General features: G+C 75.0%; 17 protein-coding genes. 7 read left to right on the top strand and 10 right to left on the bottom strand.

Annotated elements, in window-relative coordinates:
* Positions 1 to 44: 44 nt before the first annotated feature.
* Positions 45 to 1,301: an FAD-dependent oxidoreductase gene (locus ACGFT2_RS20310; RefSeq protein ID WP_393279953.1), complete on the bottom strand. Its 1,257-nt coding sequence runs from the start codon at positions 1,299 to 1,301 to the stop codon at positions 45 to 47.
* Positions 1,302 to 1,654: 353 nt separating this feature from the next.
* Here ACGFT2_RS20310 and ACGFT2_RS20305 point away from each other — a divergent pair, with 353 nt between their 5' ends.
* Entirely contained in the window at positions 1,655 to 2,986 is a 1,332-nt protein-coding gene (locus ACGFT2_RS20305; RefSeq protein WP_393279951.1) for a glycoside hydrolase family 26 protein, read from the top strand.
* On the opposite strand, the gene ACGFT2_RS20300 is transcribed toward ACGFT2_RS20305, so the two are convergent.
* From ACGFT2_RS20300 to ACGFT2_RS20260, 9 genes are all read right to left on the bottom strand, one after another.
* Positions 2,983 to 4,107: a GNAT family N-acetyltransferase gene (locus tag ACGFT2_RS20300; protein WP_393279949.1), complete on the bottom strand. Its 1,125-nt coding sequence runs from the start codon at positions 4,105 to 4,107 to the stop codon at positions 2,983 to 2,985. The two genes, ACGFT2_RS20305 and ACGFT2_RS20300, sit on opposite strands and share 4 nt — an antisense overlap.
* Positions 4,104 to 4,754: a lipopolysaccharide biosynthesis protein gene (locus ACGFT2_RS20295; RefSeq protein WP_393279946.1), complete on the bottom strand. Its 651-nt coding sequence runs from the start codon at positions 4,752 to 4,754 to the stop codon at positions 4,104 to 4,106. The genes ACGFT2_RS20300 and ACGFT2_RS20295 overlap by 4 nt, the downstream gene beginning before the upstream one ends.
* Positions 4,751 to 5,908 (bottom strand): glycosyltransferase, encoded by a 1,158-nt coding sequence (locus tag ACGFT2_RS20290; RefSeq protein ID WP_393279944.1) that lies wholly within the window; start codon positions 5,906 to 5,908, stop codon positions 4,751 to 4,753. Before ACGFT2_RS20290 ends, ACGFT2_RS20295 begins: the two co-directional genes overlap by 4 nt.
* Positions 5,905 to 6,666 carry a polysaccharide deacetylase family protein gene (locus ACGFT2_RS20285; RefSeq protein ID WP_393279941.1) on the bottom strand — a complete coding sequence of 254 codons (762 nt, stop codon included), beginning with the start codon at positions 6,664 to 6,666 and terminating at the stop codon, positions 5,905 to 5,907. Before ACGFT2_RS20285 ends, ACGFT2_RS20290 begins: the two co-directional genes overlap by 4 nt.
* On the bottom strand, positions 6,650 to 8,512 hold the full coding sequence (locus ACGFT2_RS20280) for a lipid II flippase MurJ (RefSeq protein ID WP_393280058.1): 1,863 nt from the start codon (positions 8,510 to 8,512) through the stop codon (positions 6,650 to 6,652). Before ACGFT2_RS20280 ends, ACGFT2_RS20285 begins: the two co-directional genes overlap by 17 nt.
* Positions 8,513 to 9,066: 554 nt before the next feature.
* Positions 9,067 to 10,428: an O-antigen ligase family protein gene (locus ACGFT2_RS20275; RefSeq protein WP_393279938.1), complete on the bottom strand. Its 1,362-nt coding sequence runs from the start codon at positions 10,426 to 10,428 to the stop codon at positions 9,067 to 9,069.
* A gap of 3 nt (positions 10,429 to 10,431) precedes the next feature.
* Positions 10,432 to 11,853: an exopolysaccharide biosynthesis polyprenyl glycosylphosphotransferase gene (locus ACGFT2_RS20270; RefSeq protein WP_393279935.1), complete on the bottom strand. Its 1,422-nt coding sequence runs from the start codon at positions 11,851 to 11,853 to the stop codon at positions 10,432 to 10,434.
* The gene (locus ACGFT2_RS20265) at positions 11,850 to 13,112 is read right to left on the bottom strand and encodes a glycosyltransferase (protein ID WP_393279932.1); all 1,263 of its coding nucleotides are present in this window, start codon (positions 13,110 to 13,112) and stop codon (positions 11,850 to 11,852) included. The genes ACGFT2_RS20270 and ACGFT2_RS20265 overlap by 4 nt, the downstream gene beginning before the upstream one ends.
* Positions 13,113 to 13,165: 53 nt before the next feature.
* Positions 13,166 to 13,540 carry a hypothetical protein gene (locus ACGFT2_RS20260; protein ID WP_393279930.1) on the bottom strand — a complete coding sequence of 125 codons (375 nt, stop codon included), beginning with the start codon at positions 13,538 to 13,540 and terminating at the stop codon, positions 13,166 to 13,168.
* Between the two features lie 234 nt (positions 13,541 to 13,774).
* Between ACGFT2_RS20260 and ACGFT2_RS20255 the strand changes: the two genes are divergently transcribed.
* The 6 genes from ACGFT2_RS20255 (at position 13,775) to ACGFT2_RS20230 (ending at position 17,393) form a co-directional block, all read left to right on the top strand.
* Positions 13,775 to 14,014 carry a chaplin gene (locus tag ACGFT2_RS20255; protein ID WP_393279928.1) on the top strand — a complete coding sequence of 80 codons (240 nt, stop codon included), beginning with the start codon at positions 13,775 to 13,777 and terminating at the stop codon, positions 14,012 to 14,014.
* Positions 14,015 to 14,184: 170 nt separating this feature from the next.
* Positions 14,185 to 15,051: a hypothetical protein gene (locus ACGFT2_RS20250; RefSeq protein ID WP_393279925.1), complete on the top strand. Its 867-nt coding sequence runs from the start codon at positions 14,185 to 14,187 to the stop codon at positions 15,049 to 15,051.
* A 184-nt stretch (positions 15,052 to 15,235) separates the two neighbouring features.
* Positions 15,236 to 15,520: a hypothetical protein gene (locus ACGFT2_RS20245; protein WP_393279922.1), complete on the top strand. Its 285-nt coding sequence runs from the start codon at positions 15,236 to 15,238 to the stop codon at positions 15,518 to 15,520.
* Between the two features lie 171 nt (positions 15,521 to 15,691).
* Positions 15,692 to 16,195, top strand: a complete 504-nt coding sequence (locus tag ACGFT2_RS20240) for a DUF5949 family protein (RefSeq protein ID WP_393279919.1) — start codon at positions 15,692 to 15,694, stop codon at positions 16,193 to 16,195.
* Positions 16,195 to 16,779, top strand: coding sequence for a vitamin K epoxide reductase family protein (locus ACGFT2_RS20235; protein ID WP_393279916.1), 585 nt, complete (start codon positions 16,195 to 16,197; stop codon positions 16,777 to 16,779). Before ACGFT2_RS20240 ends, ACGFT2_RS20235 begins: the two co-directional genes overlap by 1 nt.
* A 101-nt stretch (positions 16,780 to 16,880) precedes the next feature.
* Positions 16,881 to 17,393 (top strand): hypothetical protein, encoded by a 513-nt coding sequence (locus ACGFT2_RS20230; protein ID WP_393279913.1) that lies wholly within the window; start codon positions 16,881 to 16,883, stop codon positions 17,391 to 17,393.
* Positions 17,394 to 17,423 lie beyond the last annotated feature (30 nt).

The following is a 17,423-nucleotide window of genomic DNA, read 5'->3' as shown; positions in this document are numbered from 1 at the left end:
AGCGCACCCCCGTACCTCCCAGGGGCCGGCGCAGGCCGCGGCCTTCAGCGCCGTACCGCCTCCGGCAGGCCGCCACGCCGGCCGGCCGGGATCCGCCAGCCGGCCGGACCCGAGCGCAGCCGCCGCCGCACCCCGCGGACCAACGTGCCCGCCGTGAAGGTCGCGCCGTGCACGAACCGCATCGCCGGACCGAAGCCCGCCGCCGTGACGAGACCGGCCAGGAACAGGCCGGGGTACGACGACTCGAACTCCAGGCCCACCTCCGGCGCCCCGTCCGTGCCCGTCGCCAGCAGCGCCCGCAGCTCGGGGCAGAGCGGGCGCAGCCGGTCGAGGCCGGCGCGGAACCCGGTCGCCGCGATGACGTGCTCGGTCTCCAGCACACCGGCACCGCCCCGGCGGCCCACCGTCTCCAGGCGCAGCCCGTCCGGCACTTCCCTGGCCGTCACGACCTCCCGGCCGAGCAGCACCTCCACCCGGCGCTCCACCCGCTCGCGAACCCACCAGGCGCCCGCCGGGCCGAGCGCGCAGGCCGCGATCCGGGTCCGCGTACGCTCGGGCAGCCGCCGGTACAGGCCCGGCCGCTCGGCGTAGAACCAGTTCCGCCAGCCGGGGCCGAGGCCGCTGTGCGGGCAGTGGGCCGACCGCCACCAGGGACGCTCCCACGGCGGCGGCACGTCGTCCCAGCGCAGCCGGTCCGCCCGGGCCAGCACCCGGACCCGGGTGCCCTGTTCGGCGAGGAGCGCTGCCGTCTCCAGGGCCGCCTGGCCGCCGCCGATCACCGTGACGTCCCGGTCGCGGAAGCGGTCGAGGCCGGCGTGGTCGCTGCTGTGCGACACCAGGGCCGGGGGCAGGCCGTGCAGGGCCGCCGGGACCTCGGTGAACGGCAGCACGCCCACGGCCAGCGCGACCGTCCGCGCGGTCAGCGTCTCCCGGTCCTCGGTGACGACCTCGAAGCCGCCGGTGCGCGGTGTCACCCGGAGCACGTTCCGTTCGTCGAGACCGGGCACGGCGTTGCGGGCGAACCACAGGCCGTACTCGGCGAACACCTCCAGCGGGATCGGCTCGGCGTGCCGGGTCGTCATGCCCCGGAAGGCGCAGAAGACGTCGAGCCGCCAGCGGCCCTCCGGGTCGGACAGGTTGGACGCCCAGGGCTCCGACTTCAGGAACATGCCGCGGGGCATGTGGTCGCGCCACGATTCCATGGGCCGTCCGAAGACACGGACGGCGAGCCCGGCGGCCGCGGCGTGCGACGCGATCGACAGGCCGTACGGGCCCGCGCCCACCACCAGCAGGTCGTACATCAGCGGCTGCTCGCCTTCTCCTCGTCGCGGATGCCGGCGGTGCGGCCGGCCGGGAGTCCCGGCCGGTCGCCCGCCCGGTGCGGCAGGTCACCCGGCCGGTCCCGTGCCGGGCGCACGGCGCCCGGTGTGCCGTGGTGTAAGGGATCGCGGTCGATGCGCGGCAGAACTGCGGGGACCCGAATGTCCGGCAGCGACATGGGTGTACTTCCCTTCTGGTCCGTTCGCCCGTGCGGGGGGTTCGGGTCCACCTGAAAGCCGTAACCCCGCCGACGGAATTCATATTGATGTGACTATGTGTCAATAACAGGAATTAGAAGCAGTGGAAATGCAGTCGCGTGGAGGGAGGAGCAGGCATGGCTCCACAGCAGCGAGGGGACCGCTTCCGCCGGCTGACCGTGGTCGCGGTGGCGGTCGCCGCGTCGGCCACCGTGGCGGCCGGGCCCGGTTTCGCGGCAGGGGTGGTGCGGTTCACCGATCCGCCCGCACCGGCGCCGACGAGCCCGACCGGTCCGGCCAGCCCAATGACTCCGGCGACTCCAATGACTCCGGCGACTCCAATGACTCCGGCGACTCCGGCGGCCACGGCGAGCGCCAAGGCCGTCCCGCCCTTCGGCGCCTTCCTCGACTCCGGGCCCAGCGGTGTGGCGCGCATGGCCGAGCTGGGCCACTGGCTCGGCGGGACCGAGCTGAAAGTGGCGCACACCTATCTGCCCGGCGGCCGCTGGGAGGACATCGAGGGGCCGCCCGGCTTCCTGGACGTGTGGGCCCACTGGCGGGTCCAGAAGGCCGACCGGATGCTCGTGCTCAACGTGCCGATGCAGGAGCGCAACGAGGAGAACGTCTCCGACACCGACGTGCGGTGGCTGCTGCGGCAGGCCGCGGCCGGCGCGTTCGACCACCATTTCAAGGCCCTGGCCGAGCGGCTGGTGCGGCTGAAGGTGCCGGACACGGTGATCGTGCTCGGCTGGGAGATGAACGGCATCACCTACACCCACCGGTGCGGGCCGGACCCGCAGGCCTGGAAGACGTACTGGAACCGCATCGTCACCACCATGCGGTCGGTGCCGGGCCAGCGGTTCCGGTTCGATTTCACGCCGAGCCGCGGCCGGGACGCCGTGCCCTGGACCGAGTGCTATCCGGGCGACGACACGGTCGACATCATCGGCATGGATTCCTACGACCAGCCGACCGGAATGTCGTTCGACGAACAGGTGAAGGAGCCGTACGGCCTCCAGCAGCAGGTGGATTTCGCGAAATCCCACGGCAAGCCCATCTCCTATCCGGAATGGGGGCTCTTCCGCAACGGTGACAACGCGGAGTACATGCGGCGCATGCTCGCCTGGATCGACGAGCACGAACCGCTGTACAACACGCTGACCGACTACTGCCCGCACGGCGTATGGCAGTGCTCGGCGAACCCCCGGGCGTCCCGGCTCTACCGGGCGGCCCTGTACGGCCGCACCGACCAGCCGGCCCCCACCCCCACCCCCACCCCGACGCCGACGCCGATCCCGACCCCAACGCCGACGCCGATCCCGACACCCGTGCCCGCGACCGAGCCGGCCCCGACGCCCACTCCGAAGCCCCCGGCCGACTGCTCGCCGATGGAACTCGGCGACTGGATCGAGCACTGGCTCGGCGGCAAGCTCTGCCTCCGGCTCGACTGGTGGTCGCGCAACCGCTAGTCCTGGCCGCGTTCCCGCCACCGGAGCAGCACCTCCTTGCCCCGCTGCCGGGCGGCCGCGTCGCACAGCGCGGCCGACAGCAGCGGGGCGGTGCGCCGCCGGGCCAGCAGCAGCCGCCGGCTGACGACCGGTTCGGGACGCCAGTGGTGCTTGTACGGCTCGTCGCCGCGCAGCAGGCTCAGCGTGCCGCGCCCGCCCACGGCGGCCTGCTCGGCACAGGCGTCGAGCAGCATCACCGCCACGTCCACCTTGCGTTCCCGCAGACCGGGGTGGGCCCCGTAGAGGTAACCGCCGGCCAGGCCGGACGAGAGCAGGGTCAGATCCACGGCCACCACCTCGCCGTCGATCCGGAACTCGGTGACCACCGCGTTCCCGGAGCGCACCATGGGGCCGACCGCACGCACCAGGTGCGCCCGGAACCGGGGACTGAGATGCTCGGACGTCACCTTTCGCCCCTGCCACTGCAGCCGGTGCAGCTCCAGCAGCCTGCCGAGCGCCGCGTCCACCTCCTCGGGGCCGACCGTCCGCCGCCGCACGCCGAGCGCGGTCAGCTTGCGCAGCTTGGCCCGCACCCGCTGGGCCTTGTTCGACGGCAGCCGGGCCACCAGCCCGTCCATGGGAACGGCCGGCAGCTCCAGGCACAGGGAGTCCGGGAGCGCACGGCGCGGACCGGGCCAGCGGTCGTAGACCCGCTCCGCCGTGCCGCCCGGCCGCACCTCACGCAAGTCGATCAGCGCCGTACGGGCCGCGTCCGCCAGCGTCTCGGTGAGCGCGCCGGCCGCGCCCCCGGAATCGCCGTCGTCCAGCAGCAGATCCGCGTAGTCGGAGATCGGGCCGCCGAGCGGCACCAGGGCGGGCAGCGGCCGGCGGACCAGCATCAGCGGTGCGGCGGCCACCAGTTCCTCACCGGAGCGCACCAGCAGCAGCCTGAGCCGGCCATGCCCGCCGTAGGACAGCCACCACGAGTGCAGCCAGGCGTGGCTCTGGAACGGGGTCGCGGCGGCGCACCGCCCGAACAGCCGGTCCCAGGCCGGCGCCAGTCGCGCGAAGGCGGCCCCGTCGGTGACGAGTTCGGCGGCGAGGGCCGGGCGGGCGGCACGCCCGGTGCAGGTCGCCGTCATGGCCGGCCGTGCGCGTCGGCGGCGACGGCCGGACCGGGCACCGAGGCCGCCGGCGCGGTCTCCTCGGCCGGGCGGCGCCCCGGCCGCGTCAGCAGCACGAGACCGCCGAGCAGGCCGCCCGCGCTCGCACCGACCAGACCGGTCACCCCGGGCGACGCCGAGGCCGGTGCGGTGGGCTTCACCGCCTTGGAGAACCACAGGAGTTCGACGTGTGTGCCGGCCTTGACGCCGTCGGCGTGCCGGGTGAGCGCGCCGGCGACCGCGTCGGCCATGGCGGCGGCCCGGGCCGGGCGGGTGGAGGTGGCGGAGACGGCGACCATCGGGGCGTCCGGGGAGGTGGCGGTGCGCACGCTGTCGCGCAGGGTGGCCAGCGGGACCCCGGCCGACTTCCCGGCGTCGCCGAGCACCGCGAGCTGCGTGGCGACCCGCCCGTAGGCCTGCGCGAAACCGAGTGCGGTGGCGGTGTCGGACCGCTCGGTGGGCACGGCGATGACATAGCTGGTCGCCGTGTACGTCGGCGTCTTCAGTACACCGTAGGCGCCGCCCAGCAGCCCCCCCGCGAGGACACCGGCCGCCACCAGCGACCAGGACGGCAGTGCACGGGGGAGGCGGGAGGTGCGGGTGTGCCGGGTGTGGATCTCGGTCATGACGTGCTTGCTCCCTGCTGGATCGGGACGTGGAGGGACGTGCGGGCGAGCGCGGCCGCGTACACGTCCATGAGCCGGGTGGCGCTGCGGGTGATGCAGTAGTGGCGGGCCGCCTCGGGGGCGGCGCGCGGGCCGGGCCCGGCGGCCCGGACACCGGCGAGCGCGCGGGCGTAGGCGCCCGCGTCGCACGGGACGCGCACCGCGTACGGCGCGGCCTCGGGCGGCAGGTCCTCCAGGGCCGGGCAGGACGTGTACCGCACCGGCAGGCCGGCCGCGAGCGCCTCCACGACCGCGAGCCCGAACGCCTCCTCGGGGGACGGCGCGGCGAGCACGTCCATCGCCGAGGCCAGCGCGGGCAGGTCCGGGCCGGGCGAGCCGTCCGCGACGTACGGCCGCTCGCCCGCGAACAGGACCCGGCCGTCGACCCCCGCCCGCCCCGCGGCCCGGCGCAGGGCGCCCTCCTCCGCGCCCCCGCCGACCAGCAGCAGCCGGCAGTCGGTTGGCAGCCGGGCGAAGGCCTCGATCAGCACGTCGAAGCGTTTGCCGGGGGCGAGGCGGCCGACGCCGCCGACGACGAACGCGTCGGCGGGCAGACCGAGGCGTTCGCGGGTGCGGCGGCGGGCCACCGGGTCGAAGGCGAACCGCGCCAGCTCGATACCGTTGGGGACCACCGTGATGCGCCGCTCGGCCACCCCCCAGCGGACGAGCCGTTCGGCGACCGTGGGGGAGACTGCGACGGTGGACCGGCCCAGCCGCTCGCCCAGCAGGTACAGGCCGCGCACCCCCGCCGTGAGCGGCCGGCCCTCCAGCTGCGAGTCGCCGAGAGAGTGCTCGGTGGCCACGACGGCGCGGACCCCGGCCAGCCGGGCGGCGATCCGGCCGTACAGGCAGGCCCGGTACAGATGGGTGTGCACGAGGTCGTAGCCGCCGTCGCGGATCAGCCGGACCAGTCGCGGCAGCACGGCCAGATCGCGGTTGCCGGCCATGCCGAGGTGCTCCACCCGCACCCCGTCGGCCATCAGCCCCGCGGCCACCGCGCCGGGTTCGGTCAGCGTCACCACGTCGCACGCCACCGGCAAGTGCCGCAACAGCAGTCGCAGTTGCTGCTCGGCCCCGCCGACTCCGAGCCCCGTGATGATGTGCAGGGCCCTCACCGCAGGCCCTCGACGGGCCGCCGGCGCAACCGGTGCAGCCGGTACTTGAGGAACAGGCGTACGGCGGTGTCGTTCTGCCCGATGTGCACGCGCGGCAGGACGTACGGGCCGCTCAGCTCGCCGGGGTCGATGGCACAGGCGTAGCCGTAACCGGCCTGCCGTACGGCGTCCACGGCGCGTCGGTCGACCGTGCCGTACGGGTAGCAGAAGCCGGTGACCGGCACCCCGGTCAGCTCGCGCAGCAGCGTGCGGCTGCCGGCGGTCTCGGCGGTCAGCAGGGCGTCGTCGGTGCGTGTGAGGTCGACATGGCTGAGGCCGTGCGAACCGATCTCCACGCCGGCGTCGGCTGCGCGCCGGATGCCCTCGGCGGTGAGCAGCGGCTTGCGCGGGCCCTGCGGGTCCCAGGCGTTGTCGCCGCCGGTCCGGCCGGGCAGCACGAACAAGGTGGCCGTGCACTTGTGGCGGGCCAGCACGGGCAGGGCGTTGTCCAGGAAGTCGGCGTAGCCGTCGTCGAAGGTGAGGCCCACCAGATCCTGGCCCTCGCCCCCGGCGCGGGCGGCGAGCAGTTCGGCCACCGAGACCCCGCGCAGCCCGTGCTCGCGCAGCCAGCGCAGCTGCCGGTCCAGCCGCTCGGGCGTGACCGTGATGCGGTACGGGTCGTCGGAGCAGTCGCCGACCGAGTGGTACATCGCGATCCACGGGACACGGCATGTTCTGGCCGCCCGCCCGGGGACGGCGGTCTCAACGGAGGAGAGCATCAGCGAGCCTTCGGGTTCGGGTGCGTACGAAACGGAGTGCGGGTGCCACGTCCTGGACGCCCAGGGCCCAGCCGAGCAGGGCGAACACGACGGTCACGGTGATGCCGCCGGCGGCGAGTCCGGCGAGCGGCGACGCGGGCAGCCGGGCGGCGAGGCCGCCGGCCGGGGCGGCGACCGCCGCCGCCCCGATCGGCCGGCTCAGCTGGTGCAGCACCCGCCGGGTCCGGACGGGCACACTGCGGTGCCGCATGCCGGCGAGCAGCAGGCCGGCGGTGAGGGTGATGCCGGCGGCGTTCGCGGCGGCGATCCCGGTGACCCCCCAGGTGTCCACGGTCCGGACGCCGATCCAGAAGGTGGCGGCGATCCCGGCGGTCATCGCCGCCACCGGGTACCAGGTGGCGCGGCCGGCCGAGAAATAGGAGCGGACCAGGACGCCGGTCAGGGTCTGCCCGAGCAGCCCGAGCGCGTAGACACGCATCACCCCGGCGGTGGCCGCGGTGTCCCCGGCCGTGAACGCGCCCCGCTGGAACAGCAGATGGATCAGCTGCGGGGCGCAGGCCACCACACCCGCCGTGCCGAGCAGCACCAGTGCGGCGGCCACCGCGAGATCCCGTTCCACCCGGACCCGGGCCCCCTCGGCGTCACCCTCGGCCAGCGCCCGTGCCACCACCGGGAAGGTGACCGTGCACAGCATCGTCGACAGGGTCATCGGGATCTGCGCGACCTTCTGGGCGTAGTTCAGATGCGAGATGGCCCCGGCGGGCAGGCCGGAGGCGAGGAACCGTTCGATGAGCACCTGCGACTGCCGGCACAGCGCGAACAGCAGCACGGTGGCCAGCAGCGGCCCGGCCATCGGCGGCGCCCCGGTGGCGGCCCCCTTCGCGGGAGGTGCCCCGCTGTGCCGGTGGCGGCGCAACTCCCGCAGCAGCGAGGGCAGCTGGGCCAGCACCATCAGGCAGCCGCCGGCCGCCACGCCGAACGCGGCCGAGCGCACGCCCCAGCGGCCGCCCAGGGTGTACATCGCCGTGACGATTCCCACGTTGTAGGCGATGTAGATCGCGGCCGGGGCCAGAAAGCGGCCGTGGGCCCGGAGCACGGCGCTGCAGTATCCGGCGAGGCCGAAGCTGAGCACGCACGTCGAGGCGAGCCGGGTGCAGTCGACGGCGAGACCCGGATCGGGCAGACCGGGCGCCAGCGCGCCGACGAACTGCGGTGCCGTCAGCGCGAGCAGCGCGCCCGCCGCCGCGAACGCGAGGGACAGCCGGGGCAGGGTGCCGGCGACCAGCGAGCGGACCGGGTCTCCGGATCCACCCTGAGCACGCCGGGCCAGGGCCATGCTGAACGCGGGTACCAGCGCGAAGGCCAGCCCGTCCTCGATGAGCAGGGTGGCCGCGAACTCCGGCACGGTCCAGGCGACCAGGAAGGCGTCGGTGTCCCGCCCGGCGCCGAACAACCGGGCCAGCGACTGGTCCCGCAACAGCCCCAGCAGCGCCGCCGCGACCGAGAGGGAGGCGGTGAGCAGCGTGGCCCTGGCGAGAAAGCGGCCGCTGGACGCGACCCGTCCGCCCCCTCCAGCCTCCCGAGCGGCTCCCGAACCGGCGGCTACCGGAGGGTCCGTGGGCCGGTGCGGGGTGGAGGCGGCGGAGGGGGTGGCCGGCCGTGGAGGGCCGAGATCGCCGGGGTGGTCCGCGCCGGGGGTGAGGGAGGGGGGCGCGGGGTGGTCCGCGCCGGGGGTGAGGGAGGGGGGCGCGGGGTGGTCCGCGCCGGGGGTGAGGGAGGGGGGCGTCGGCTGTGGGGCGCCGGGGCGGGTCGTCGCCTGGTCCGCGCCGGGGGTGGAGGCGGCGATCACCGGTTGCCGGGGGCTGTGGATGTCGGGGCGGGGCGTGGGCTGTCCGGCGCCGGGGCCGGTGAGGGGGAACGGCCGCTGTCCGACGACGGTGGTGGTGGAGGGGAACGGCCGTTGTCCGGCGCCGGGGAGGCTGGAGGGGATCGCCGGCCGTGGCGCTCCCGGGACCGTGGGGGGAGCCGGCGGATGTTCCGCTCCGGGGGTTTCGGGGCCCGCCGGCCGTTCCGTCCCGGCGGTGGCGGAGCGGGCCACCGGGAGGGTGGCCGGGGTGGCGTCGGCGGCGGCTCGCGGCCGGCCGCCGCCCCGCCAGGCGAGCCGGGGCCGGGTCCGGCGGCCGCCCGGGTGCGGGGACACCGCGTCCGCAGCGGGTCCGCCGACCGCGCCTCCCGCCGGCCCGAGCGCCGCGTCCGCGGCCGGCCCGAGCGCCGCGCCTCCCACCGGCCCACGCGCCGTGTCCCCCGCCGGCCCACGCGCCGCGCCGGCCTCCGCTCCGGTCGCCGGACCCGGTGCCTCGCCTGTCTCGGGACCCGACGCCTCGCCGGTCCTGGGGCCGGTCATCGCAGCGCCGCCTCGCCTGCCGGCGTCGTCTGTTCGCCTCGTACGGCGGTGCCGTCGCGTGGGGTGATCCCGTCGGCTCCCGCCAGCGCCCACCAGGAGACCAGCCCGAAGCACACCGCCGTCAGCACGGTCGAAGGGCCGCCGATGTCGGCGTACGCGAAGTCCACGAGCTGCCAGACCAGCAGCCCGCAGGCGACCAGCGCGCACTCCAGGCCCCGGCCACCGGCCGCCCGGGACCGCCACAGGCCGCGCAGGGCGCACACCAGCAGCGCCAGCCAGCCGCCCGCGAGGCACGACAGTCCGATCAGGCCCTGTTCGCCGAGGACCAGCAGGTACATGTTGTGCGGCGAGAGCAGCGGCTGCCGGCGGAAGGCGGCCCCCGCCCCCTCGGTGTCGCTGCCGGAGGACAGCGCGAGGGAGGCGTGTCCGTCGCGGTACTCCGGGAAGCCCTTCAGCCCCACCCCGGTCAGCGGACGCCCGCGCCACATGTCGACGGCCGCCGCCCACATCGTGTACCGGTCGGTGACCGACTGGTCGGGCGCGTCGGTGACCTGGGTGATGCTGTCGATCCGCTCCTGCAGCATCGCCGTACCGACCCCGAACCCGCCCACCAGGACCACACACGCGGCCACCACGACCGCCCCGGCCTTCAGCGCCCGGCGCACCCCGGCCAGCAGCAGCTGCACGGTGAGGGTGACGACGGTGGCGATCCAGGCGCCCCGGCTGAAGGACAGGGCGAGGGGCAGGAGCAGCGCGAGGGCGCAGCCGGCGGCGATCCCCCGTTCCCGTGCCGACGAGCGGCCGAGGGCCAGGCCCACCGCGCACACCAGCCCGAACGACACCGCCGCCGCCATGCCCATCACGTCCGTCGCCCCGAAGGTGCCGACCGCCCGGATGTCCTCGCCCTGGTACGAGGCGCCGGTCCCGGTGAGGTACTGGTGCACGCCGATCCCGCCCTGCCACCCCGCCAGGGCCACCAACGACCAGGCCAGCAGCCGGAAGTCGGCCCGGTCGCGGACGAGGAGCAGGACGGCGGCCGGGACCAGCACGAAGATCTGCAGGTAGCGGCCGAGGCCGGTGATGCCGTCGCCGGGCGAGAGCGCGTTCATCGCCGCGAGCGACAGACCGGCCACCGGCAGCCCGAGGACCAGGGCGGCGGTCCGGGACAGGGGACGACGGCGTTCGCGCAGCAGGCGTACCACGCAGTACCCGACGACCAGCGCGGACAGCGCGTCCGCGGGGCCCGCGCCGCCCTCACCGCCGGGCGTGAGCGGCACGGCGAGCAGCGCGAGCACGGCCACCACGGGCAGCGCCGGGGAGAGCCGCAAGGGGCGGCGGAGAGGCAGGTCCAGGGCCATCGGTCAGCTCCCCGTCGAGCGCACGAGCGCGGCCGCTGTGCGCAGCATGATGCAGATGTCCTGCCACAGCGACCAGTTGTCGATGTAGGCGTTGTCGAACCGGGCCCGGTCCTCGATGGAGGTGTCCCCGCGCAACCCGTTGACCTGGGCGAGGCCGGTGATGCCGGTCTGCATGCGGTGGCGGGCCGCGTAGCCGGGGTGGGTGCGGCTGAACTGGGAGACGAAGTAGGGCCGTTCCGGGCGCGGGCCGACCAGGCTCATGTCACCGCGGAAGACGTTCCACAGCTGGAGCAGCTCGTCCAGCGAGGTCTGTCGCAGGAAGCGGCAGAAGGGGCTCATCCGGCGCTCGCCGGCCACGCTCCACCGGGTGGCCGCCTCGTGCTCGTCGACCGGGCGCAGGGTGCGGAACTTCAGCAGCGTGAACGGGCGGCCGTCCTTGCCGATGCGCTCCTGCCGGAAGACCACACCGGGCCCTTCGGTGAGCCGCAGCACGACCGCGCACACCAGCAGCAGCGGGCTGACCGGCACCAGCAGGACCCCGGACACCAGCACGTCCAGCAGCCGCTTGGCCGCGCTCGTGCGCCGCCGTGAGCCCAGGTGCAGCCGGTGCACGGCGAACCCGGCGAGCTGCTCGCGCATCTCGTACGCCGGGCTGTCCGCGTCCACCTCCCACACCGTGCACCCCGACTCGGTGAGCGCCCGCAGCAGCGGCCCCTGCCGGGTGCGTACGGCCGGGGCGACGGTGAGCACCACCCGTACGCCGTTCTGGATGAGCGCCCGCTCCACCTGCTCGCCGCTGGTGAGCACCGGCAATCCGTCGCCTCCGTCAGGGTGGTCCGTCACGACGCCGACCGGCCGCACCCCGCAGCGGGGGTGCCGCAGCAGTGCGGCGGCCACGCGCTGCGCGGTGGCGGCGGGCCCGATCACCAGCGCGGTGCGCGGCCGGCGCAGCAGCACCGTCCGGCGCCGCCAGTGCACGACGGCCCGGCCCGCACAGGCCGCCGCCGCGTGCAGTGCCCAGCCGGCCAGCAGGGTCCGGGCGGACAGGGCGCGCTGGGGATCGAGGGCGGCGAGCAGGGCCGCGAGGCCCAGCCAGGCCACCGCGATCCGCCCGCACACCGCCGGCAGCTCGTCGAGTACGCCGGGCACCGGCCGCACGGAGTGCGGGCGCAGCAGCAGCGCACCGCCCAGCAGGGCCGTGACCGGCAGCGGACGGTGGGCGGCCTCGTCCAGGGCGATCGCGCCCACCAGCGCGGCCAGCAGATCCGTGGTCAGCAATGACAGCGGTGACGCGGGCCGCGCGGGCGGGCGCCGCAGCGGGAACCGGAAACCGCCGGCCGTGCGGGACGGCAGGACGGACACGGGTGAGAGTCCGCGGTCCCATGGCTGCGCGCCGGGGGAGGGGACGGTACTTTCCGCAGTCACGAGTGGATGGACTCCCTGCACTCGGGGGACACGGGCGGCCGCTCGCCGAGGAGTTCGCGGTAGAGCGCCGCGACCTGTTCGGCGGTGTGCCGCACGTCGTGCGTGGACAGGACGTGCCGGCGTCCCTGGTCACCGAGCGCCGCGCGCAGTGGCGGGTCGGTCAGCAGCCCGGCGATCGCCCCGGCCAGCGCCACGGGGTCCTCCGGCGGGACCAGGCAGCGCGCGGCGAGGGCGGACGGCAGGCTCTCCCGGGCGCCGTCGACGTCGGTGAGCACGACGGTCCGGGCACAGGCCAGTGCCTCCAGCGGGGCGAGTGCCATGCCCTCCCAGCGCGAGGGCAGCACCACGAGGTCGGCGGCCCGGTAGAAGGGCACCGCGTCGGCGACCGCGCCGGTGAACAGCACCGACGGGTGGGCTCGTTGCCGTAGACCGGCGCCGTCGGGCCCGTCGCCGACGAGCACCAGCCGGGCCTGCGGCACCGCGCCGAGGACGTCCTCCCAGGCCCGCAGCAGCACGTCCTGGCCCTTCTGCCGGCACAACCGCCCGACGCAGACCACCAGGGGGGCGCTGGGACCGAGACCCGGCAGCACAGCGGCCCGGGCGGCAGCGGACGCCGTGGCGTGAGCGGTGCGGGGGGCTGCCTCGGACGCCGTGGCGTGAACCGCGTGGGGGGCCGTGTCGGACGCCGTGGTGGTGGGGAGGCATCCCGGGTCGGGCCGGAAGCGGTCGAGGTCGATCCCGTTCGGAATGACGGTGCAAGTGGCGCGTACGCCGGCGCGCATTCCCGTCGCGCGCTCCGCCTCGCTCACGCACACCACCCGGTCGGCCCACCGCGCCCCCCACCGCTCCCAGCGCAGCGCGAGCGCGGCGGTGAGACCGCCGACCGCCTCGAACGACCATGCGTGCGGCTGGTACACGGTCGGCACGCGCCCGCGGACGGCGAGCCGGCCGGCCAGACCGGCCTTGGCGCTGTGCGCGTGCACCAGTTCGGGCCGTACCTCGGCGATCAGCCGTACGAGCCGCCGTACCTCGCCCGGCAGACCCGGGCCCGGCGACCGGCCGGCCCGCCAGTGCCGTACCTCCGCGCCCAGCTCGCGCAGCCCTGCGGCCAGTTGGCCACCGGGGCAGGCCACGGTGACCTGCAGTCCCGCCGCGAGCTGGGCCCGCGCCAGGTCCGTCACGACCCGGGCGACACCGCCGTCGACGGGCTGCGCGAGGTGCAGGACCCGGGTCCCGGGCTCGGGTGCTGACTGGTGCATTCGCGGGTTTCCTCGCTCACGGGGGCGCTCGGGACTGCGGTCGGGAACGCGCCTCACTGCCGGACGTCCACGGCGGCGAAGAGCCCACCGGCCCACGCCGCGTCCCACTGGGAAACGAGCCGGGAGCCCGCCGGGTCACCGCCCCGGCGCAGAGCCGCGCCGAGATCGAACACGCCACGGTCGCAGCCCGGCGGGCGGGCGTAGGCCGGGACCCGCCTGGCCTGTACGTCATCCGGTCGGCCGGTCGTGGAGTCCGGTACGCCGTCCGGTGGACCGGTGGCGTCGCGCAGTGCGACCGGCGTACGCCCGGGGCGGGAGTGCGCTTCGCGGGCGGGCGCCCGTGGCGAGCGATGGTCGGGGGAAGAGCCGGCCGTGCGGACGAACCCGCCGAGCCGCACGGCGTGGTGGCGCTGCGGGAACTTGCGCATGACCGGCGGTGCCCTTTCGCACGTGCTGGAGAAGTTTGCAACTCTAGTCGCCATCGGCATCAATACGGTCAAATCGGGCAAGTGTGTCGGAATCGTGAAGGCGTTCCCGCGTGGTTCCGCGGCGTCTCCGATGTGGATCACCCCATTGGCGGCACAACCAGGGAGGGTGCCGCGCGTTGACACAGCGCCGGGAATCCGCCCGGATGTCGTGTCGATCCCAAGGAGCACCTCTCCATGTCGCGTATCGCGAAGGGCCTGGTCCTGACCTCTGCCGCCGTCGCGGCCGTCGCCGGTGGTGCCGGCGTGGCCTCCGCCGACGCCGGCGCCACCGGCGTCTCGGCCAACTCCCCGGGCGTACTGTCCGGCAACGTCGTCCAGATCCCGGTCCACGTGCCGATCAACGTCTGCGGCAACACCGTCGACGTCATCGGTCTGCTGAACCCCGCCTTCGCCAACACCTGCGTCAACGACTGACGTCCGCACGCCCCTTCGGCCGGCCGCCCGCCCCGTGAAATCCTCGCGGGGCGGGCGGCCGGTTTCGCTCCCCCGGATGGGGCACGCCCGGTGTCCGAGCGGTTGCGGCGGGCGATCGGTGAACGGACGGTGGGCTCAGGTCCCGATGTTCACCGAAAGGAACACCCACCATGCGTGGTCTGCCGCCCCGGCGTCTCGCGTCCACTGTCCTCTGCGCTGCCGTCCTGGTCGGCATCACCGGCCCCGCCGTCGTCGCCGCGGACTCGGCGCACGAACGCACCCCTGGCGCCTCCCCGATGGCCGTTCCCGGCGGCGAGAGGCTGCTGACCCAGGTCAGAGCCCTCCGCGACTCGGGCGCCGTCCTCGACCCGGTCGCCGACCTGCTCGAGCAGTCCCTGACGAAGGGCCGGCTGCCCGCCGGCCAGGCCAAGCGGCTCGGTGACGCGGCGAAGAAGGCCATCGCCAGGGTCGCCGCCGCCCCGGCGCCGCCGGTGGCGTCCACGCCGCCCGCGACTTCGACGGCGCCCACCGCCCCCACCGCGCCGACGAGTCCCCTCGTCCCCGCGGCGCTCACCACCCCGGCCGGCTCGACGACCCCCGCGGCCCCGTCGGCCTCGACGACGCCCGCGGCTCCGTCGGCCTCGATGACGCCCGCGGCTCCGTCGGCCTCGATGACGCCCGCCGCCCCGAGTCTGCCCGCGACGCCGGACGTGGCGGCCAGCGCGTCGCAGTCCGCGGCGGCGGCCCAGCCGGTCGCGGCCCAGCCGGTCGCCGCGCAGCAGAGCGACGACGGCGAGCGGCCCCTGGCCCGCGACGCCGTGGACGACCTGCTCGCCACGCTGAACCAGGCGATCGACAACCTGGTCGGAGCCCTCACCTCCAAGCTCAACGATGTGCTGTCCTCGGCCACCGGTGTGCTGGACGACCTCCTCGGCCTGCTCGGCTCGACCCTGGGCGGCGTCACCTCCGCCGCACCCTCCCTCCCCGCCCTTCCTTCGCTGAGCCTGCCCCCGGCACCGTCGCTGCCGGCCGTGTGACGCGGGCGAAACCCCGGCCCTCGGCCGCCGGACCCACCGTCCGGCGGCCGAGCGCCGTCCTGCGGAGTGCTTCTCGGGGATCTCATATGTCTTGTGGGCGCAGGGTTTCCGGCCCGGCCGGACATCGTTAGGCACGGCACCGGAATCCCCTGGGGTGACGTGAGTCGCCGAAGAAAGGAACACGATGAAGTCCCTGAAGGCCGCCGTCGTCGTCGCCGGTTCCTTGGCCCTCGCCGGCGCCGCCGCGCCCGCGTTCGCCTACGACGCCGGCCACCTGCCGCCCATGAGCCTCAACGGCGCGGTGGACACGCTCGGCAAGAACCCCCCGACCGTGAAAGACCTGATGCCGCTGCAGCACCAGTCGGACGCGCTCGACACCGAGAACAAGGACTCCGTGCTGAGCACGTTCAACGACACCTCCGACACCCTCAACCGGGGACTGCTCGGCGGCCGGCCCCTGGGAAGGTGACCTCACGCGCCACCGACGTCCTCGGGCGCCCGGGCCGGAACCGCACTCGCGGGGCCGGCCCGCGCCGTGTCCGGGGCACCGTCCCTCGATCGTGTGGAGCGTCCCCGGGCGTTGCTCCGGAAGGGTGAGAGGCCACCCGGGAGCGCCGCGGCCCGTCTGTATGGTCGCGCGGTGACCTCAGCCCCCAGCGAACTCCGTCCCTTCCGCGCCGTCGACGTCGGCACCTTCGTCCTGCTGGCCTGGATGGCCAGGAACGAGGAGGGCGACGGCAGGACGCCCTGCCTCCTCGCCTGCTCCCTGGGTGACGGACCGGACGGCCCGGAGGCCGCGTCGGCCGCCGTCGAGCGGCTCATCGGCGACCTCGGCCTGCACATCGGCGGCGAGCCCGTCGACGGCACCACCCGGCCGAGCCTGAAGGTCGGCATGCTCGTCGCGGCCGGGCAGATCGTCCTGCAGATGCCGCAGATCAGCAGCCAGGTCACGCCGCCGGCCGACTGGCTGCGGGCGGTCGAGAAGCTCGGCTACACCTACTTCATGCTGACCACCCGCGTCTGCCCCTCGACGGGCCCCCGCCGGCCGGTCGACGGCGAGGCCCTGGCCGCGTTCGCGGGCTCCCCGGAGACCACGAACGCCGCCGCGCACGCCTACCTCCCGGCCCGCGGTCTGCGGGTCTGATGCACCGGTACGCGGGTGGCGGCCGCGCCCTCGCCCTGCTCATCGCGCTCGCGGGGGCGGCCGGCCTGCTCGCGTCCTGGGTCATCACCCTCGACGAGTTCAAGCTGCTCCGGGACCCCGCCTTCGTGCCCGGGTGCAGCCTGAACCCGGTGGTGTCCTGCGGCAGCGTGATGAAGAGCGCGCAGGCCTCGGTGTTCGGGTTCCCCAACCCGATGCTGGGCCTGGTCGCCTACGGCGTCGTCGTCTGCGTGGGCATCGGCCTGCTGGCCGGCGCCCGCTTCCCCGCCTGGTACTGGCTGCTCTTCGAAGCGGGCTGCCTCTTCGGCGTCGGCTTCGTCTCCTGGCTGCAGTTCGAGTCGCTCTACCGGATCGACGCGCTGTGCCTGTGGTGCTGCCTGGCCTGGGTCGCGACGATCCTGCTCTTCTGGTACGTGACATCCCTTTGCGTGCGCCACGGTTTCCTGCCCGCGCCCGAATGGCTGAAGGCCTTCCTCGCCGAATTCACCTGGGTGCTTCCGCTGCTGCACGTCGGCGTGATCGCCATGCTGGTGCTGACCCGTTGGTGGGACTTCTGGACGAGCTGACTATTACGGCACCCGGGGGAATTGTGAACTGATGCCGTTTTCCGGCTCGTTACGCGGTACGGACGTCGAACCCCCGCATCCTGAAAGGGACCGTACCTGACATGAAGTCGACCACCCGAGGAACCCTCGCCGCCGTCGTCACGGGCATCGCGGCCACCGTCGGGGCCGCCGGTCCCGCCGCCGCGGCCGGTACGGTCCCCGTGACCGTGCCCCTGGGCGGCGTCTCCAAGGCCCTCGACATGGAGGTGCCCCACGTCGGTGCGGAGCTGCCGCTGGTGAGGCCGGGCGCCCCCGACGGGCCGCGGTACGTCACGGGCCGGCTGCTGCCGGAGCGGACCCTGCCCCAGCTGCCGGTCAACAGTGCCCTGCCCGGCCTGGACGCCAGGTCCCCGCTGCCCCACGTCCTCGGCGACGGCTTCGACCACGTCGACGTCGACGCGCCCGCCTCCGACCTGCGCGCCCTCACCCCCGGCCTGTCCCTGGACGCGCCGCTGACCGCGCCCAGGGCGGACAACTCCGGTCTCCCGCAGACCAAGCTCCCCGAGGTCGGCGTCCTCGCGCCGGTCCTCCAGACGGTCCCCGACGCGAACCTGACCACGGGCCCCGGCCTGTAGGTCCCCGCCCCCACGACACGGGCCGTCGCG

The organism is Streptomyces sp. NPDC048514 (assembly GCF_043199955.1).
Classification (GTDB): Bacteria; Actinomycetota; Actinomycetes; order Streptomycetales; family Streptomycetaceae; genus Streptomyces.
Note: the sequence above shows the minus strand (reverse complement) of the source record. Positions and strands in the feature narration are given on the sequence as shown.